Below are 5,380 nucleotides of genomic sequence, written 5' to 3' on the forward strand. Positions count from 1 at the left end.
CCACGGCACAGGCCGACCGCAGTTCATGGACGGCTCGCGGGGCCTCCGGGCCCGCGTGGGCGTCCACCTTGGCCTTGAGCTCCTGGAGGTTCCTGATCGCCGTGCGGAGGCCGTCGGGCGTGCGCCGGAGCCCGACGTACGTGTCCATCGTTTGCTGCAGGCGGTCGTAGGCGTCGCGCAGGAACGTGTCGGTGGGCGCCGATCCCGCCCCGGTGGGGAGCGTGGTCTCCCGCACGTCCGGCACGCGTCCTGTCACGTCGGTCCCAGCGCGCAGGCCCCACACGAGCCCTTCAAGGAGGGACGTGGAGGCCAACCGATTGGCGCCGTGCACGCCTGTTCGGGCGCACTCGCCAACCGCATAGAGGCGGTCGAGGCTCGACCGCCCGCGGGTGTCCACCTCGACACCGCCGCACAGGAAGTGCTCGGCGGGCACCACAGGGATGCCGGTCGACGGGTCCACCCCATGCTCCTCGCACAGCGCCACAAGGTCCGGGAAGGTCGCTGCGAAGTCGAACGACGAGACGTCGAGCACGACCTGTCCGGTCCGCTCATGCTCCCGCTCCACGGCCCGCGCCACGACATCCCGCGGAGCCAGCTCAGCGTCCTCGTGGACCGCCGCCATGAACCGCTCGCCGTCCGCGTTGCGGAGCACGGCCCCTTCGCCCCGCACGGCCTCGCTCACGAGGAAGGGATCGCCGTCCGCCACACAAACGGTGGGGTGGAATTGAACGAACTCCATGTCGGCGGTCGTGGCGCCGGCGCGGGCCGCCATCGCAATGCCGTCGCCTGTTGCCCCAGCAGGATTCGTGGAGCGGCTGTAGAGCGCCCCGATGCCTCCCGTGGCCAAAACGGTGGCTCCGGCAGAGTGGGGCTGCACCGTCCCGCCCGATTCGAGCAGGGCCCCGTGGACCTGTCCGTGGTGCTGAAGGAGGTCGATGGCCGCCGTGTCCTCCAAGATCTCGACACGGTCGTGGTCGCTGAGGTAGGCCAGGAACGGCTCGTGGATGTGCCGGCCCGTCGAGGCGTCGACGTGCAAGATGCGGTTCTCAGAATGGGCCGCCTCTCGTCCATAGTGGAACGAGGCTCCGTCCCCCCCCGTGTCGAAGCCCACGTCGAGCGTGTCGATGAGCACGTCCCGTACGGCCGCATCTGCATTTTGGACGAGCACGTCGAGCGCCTCCGGATTACTTGTGCCGCTCGACGCCACGTCGATGTCTTCCTTGAACTGCTCGGGGGCCTTGCGGGCCACGGCAATGCCGCCCTGCGCCCACCACGTGGAGGCCCCTTCCGGTTGCGTGGCCTTCGTGGCGAGGGTGACGGAGGCCCCGTCACGAGCCGCCGCCAGGGCCGCCGAGAGGCCCGCAATGCCGGAGCCAAGTACAAGGACATCGGATCTGCGATCAGCCATGGAGGGATCCGTCCGTTCAAGACAGTGGTTTGAGTTGCGACGGTGTTTCAATGCCCCGGGGAACCCCATGTTCGGGCCGAGCGTGAAGATCGACCAACAACCTGCAGAGGACAACAAAAAACCGGAGCGGCCTACGTCGTAAGGGCAGAGCCGCCCCGGAAGGGAGGCCACATTCGAAATGGAGGGATCAGCCGGTGCCGACGACGTTACTGGTTGGGCGTCGATCACCGAAGGATCGTCAGGCGCTCCGTCCGGGTTTGCCCGTTGGCCCGGAGCCGTACGAAATAGACGCCGCTCGGCAGAGAGCCGACGTTCACCATCACGTCCTTCGTCTCTCCAGCCCGCGGCGTGCCCTGGTAGAGGGTCTGCACGCGCTGGCCGAGGACGTTGTAGACGGTCACGGTCGCTTCCGTCGGCTCCTTCACGCCGAACGAGAGGGTGGTCGACTCGACAGCCGGATTCGGCGCCGGGGCACTCAGGCTCAGTGCCTGGTCCATGCCTACGTCCACCGTTACTACGTCGCTGAGGCTCGTCGAGCCGTCCAGGTCCTTCTGCTGGAGGCGGAAGCGGTGCGTGCCCGGATCGAGTTCCCGATCGACCGTGTATCGGTAAGAGGTCGTCTCGGTCGTCGTGCCGCCGGACGCCTTGCTCGCCTTGAAGCCGAGGGGGGTCCAGCCACTCTCCGTTTCGAGCTGCACGTTGAAGCCGGCGTTGTTCGTCTCGCTGGCGGTCTGCCACGTCAGCTCCACCGACGAGCCGTTCCGTACGGCGTCGAAGCCGGCCATCTCGACGGGAAGGGGGGGCGCGTCGCTGACCTTCGCAATGTAGTCCGGGCCCTCCTCCCCTCCGCTCGCAGCAAAAACCTCCCCCTCCGAATTGGCAGCCAACGGTGCCGTGAACGCGTCGTACCCCCCAACAGACAGGTTCGTCTCCAAATCATCCTGCTCAAAGAGAAGCTCGACGTCTTTACTGCTGACCTCGATCGTGCCCCATTCGTGCTCGCTGCCGCCGCCGTTGGACACTACGAGATAGCTTATGCCCGCAAAATCGATAAATTGCAGATCATCAATGCCCCCTCCAAAGTCAGGATCCGGGGTCAACGGAGAGTTCCCGGCGTAGGGATCAGTGAACACGTCAATCGACGGGGAAGACGCCGGCGCGTCCACGGAGAACACAGTGCCTTCGAAATCTCCGCTGCCGAACGAGGTCGAGAATCCATAGAGCGTTCCATCGGGCGCAAGATCCATCGACCCCGGATTCACGTCACTGTTCGTCGCGACTTCGGATGCGGATCCGGACAGATCATTACTAATTTCGAAGACCCCGTTGCCCGGCGCGCCGAAACTCTCGACACCTCCGATGTACACTGTGCTCGCGTCTGCCGCGAGCGCATTCGCCCCGTTGAATTGCGAAAAGGCGTTGTTGCTCGAATCCGCAGCCTCGGTGCGGTACACGTAGTTGTCGTCCGTATCAGTGCTCCGCAGAACGAAGTATACAAAGCCGTCCGCGGTTGTCACTCCATCGCACCGGTTGAAGTCGTTGGACTCGTCGGGAACGTCACCGTTTAGATCTGAGGCCGACCTATGGGTCGTGAGCGACGATCCGTCCCAGACATAGATTCCCCCCTCTTCGCCGTTGAAGAACATCAGTTCCCCCGACGAAAGCTGGACGAGGCACTGCGCATCTACATTCCCCGACCCAGGATCGAGATCCGACTTGTCCGCGAAGAGCTCGTAGGTTCCGGACGCCCCCGGGTCCTGCCCTGTGTCCGCCCCACTTCCGTACGCCCGGTCCGCCAGCGTAGCGTCTACCACGAACGGATTCAGCGTGTTGTCCTGGTAGCTGGCCTGAATGAGGTTACGACGCATCTCCGTGGCGTCCACTGGGTCCTGCTCGTGCCAGGCCAGCAGCGTGTCCCGCTGCGCGTCGAAGAAGGAGAAGTCGGCCCGGTTCGGGTACACCGTCGCAAAGTAGAATATGGCCCGGGCTACGTCCCCCTTTACGCTGTGGCGGGGTTCGAAACGACGATCGGCCCGATCTGAGGGACTGTCGTCGAGTTCGCTCCACGCCGGGCGATTGCTGGAAGGTGGGCTCGACCGCGACCGATCCTCGAAGTACCATGTATCGGTATCGGGGTCAGGGATCTCCCCGAAGGCGTAGTTGTTCCGGGCCGTGTTCACCGCCGAGCGGGTCGGCACCAGAATGTGTAGGTCGCTGAACGCCGGCTCCTGCCCGGCCCCCTTGCTTCGGGGCCACACGTGTTCGGTGTTGATGCCTTTATCGGCCGCAATCGAACTCGGATCACCCTGACTGGGATCGACCGCGATCTGGAAGCCGCTGTATGTCCCCTCCACCGTGTTGTTCGCCTCGTTGTAAATGGTGGCGTACATCGAATCTCGCGCAATGTCGTACCCCATGGGACGCGGATCGCCGTACTGCTGTTGCACGGCCTGGAGCAGCACGTCGCCACTGTCCCCCTCCGCGATGGGCGCCTGCGCCGCGGGACTGTCCAGGATCCAGAGCGTGAATCGGCCCGGCCTTCCAATCTTTCCATCCGGGGACGTCAACGTGATTTCCAGACGCTCAACCCCCTCGTCCACGTCATCGGACCCGGCCCCCAGCGACAACGTTTTCGGAGACGAATCGCCGCCCGAAAACGTAAAGGTCTTCGGCCCGTCGAAGCCCGTCACGTCTGCCTCGTCCGCCGTGCTTTCTCCTCCGACCTCGGCCGTGACAGACACGCTCTCGTCGCCCTCCAGCGCGACCGGCCGAATCGACACGTCCACCGACCCGCCTCCCTCCTGGACCTGCACGAAGCGGGGGATGGTGGCAAATCGAAGGGGCAGATCTCCCCGTTCCGTCGGAATGAGTTGGTAGGCGGACTGGAATTCCCCAACCACTCCGGTGTACGTGAAGCTGCCCTCCGGAACCGGCGTGCCGATGAGTGCCGTTTCGGCGCTGTCCTGCACCCGAAAGGTAAGCTCGGTCGTTCCGTCCGACACCGGATAGGACCGGTCTTCTCCGAACGTCCACTGTCCCCCCTTCCACTCCGGAAACTGAACGTCCAGACCCGTCACCGAGACGAGTTCCGACTCGTAGTCCTCTCCGTCGGACTGAAGCGTCGAGAGCGTCACCTCCTGTGGAGACGGCAGCGAGCCCTGCCCCTGCACGGTGTAGCTGTCCAAGTTGCCCTCGTTGATTTGTAGCAGGCCGTTGAACTCGGAGAGCGTGCCGCTCACGCGGAGTTCTGTGCCCTGCTTGATGGTGCCGTTCGAAACGTCTTGACGAAAATCGCTGGTATCGGCCGTTTGTCGCACCACTAGCCCGCTGGCCCCGGTCGGGCCACTTTCGTCCTGAAAGCGCACGAAGTTGCCGAAGGCCCGTGTCACTGTGCCCTCCACCGTGACCGTCGCACCGGGGCCCTGACTTCGGGCCTCATCAATCGTGATGACCTGAGCGGAGGCGGAGGAGACGAACACGACGGCGGATAGGACGCCAGCAACGGCGAGCGCGAAGCCTTGAAGGGGTCGAATCACGGCGATGGGCGTGGTAGGCTAGTCGCTGAGTGGAGGCGCAGGGGAGAAGCGGACAACCGTTTGCGCGTCCTTCCGACACCGCCCGTGAAGGCGCCAAACCGACCGAATTCTCCTTCGTGGATGAGTGTCTTTCTGGGGATCAATCCTTCAATTGCACTGGTCTCGCCGCCTTTCCTCTTGGACCACTGCACCGTGGAGCAGGGAAAGACGTACCGCTGTGGGTTTGATGCGAGGAAACGGAAGGTTTCCGATTCGCAAAAACCAACAGTAGCTCGATGGGTATGGCTGGTAGGCTGGTGGACGGCATCGGGATGTTACCGTAAGGCGGCCCGCGGGCACCGCGCACGCGTCTCGCCCGCATCAGCGTCGAGGACCGGGGCATGGAGCGCGACGGGTCTTCGCCTCATGGGAACGGCGCACCGAGGACGGTGCGGAT

General features: G+C 64.5%; 2 protein-coding genes. Both read right to left on the reverse strand.

Going from position 1 to position 5,380, the window contains the following annotated elements; translation table 11 throughout:
• Positions 1-1,408: L-aspartate oxidase (locus ABEL04_RS12285; RefSeq protein ID WP_375802686.1), on the reverse strand; the 1,408-nt coding region annotated here is incomplete at its 3' end.
• 224 nt (positions 1,409-1,632) lie between these two features.
• Positions 1,633-4,944 (reverse strand): endonuclease, encoded by a 3,312-nt coding sequence (locus ABEL04_RS12290; RefSeq protein ID WP_375802687.1) that lies wholly within the window; start codon positions 4,942-4,944, stop codon positions 1,633-1,635.
• Positions 4,945-5,380 lie beyond the last annotated feature (436 nt).

Source organism: Salinibacter sp. (assembly GCF_042218895.1).
GTDB lineage: Bacteria > Bacteroidota > Rhodothermia > Rhodothermales > Salinibacteraceae > Salinibacter.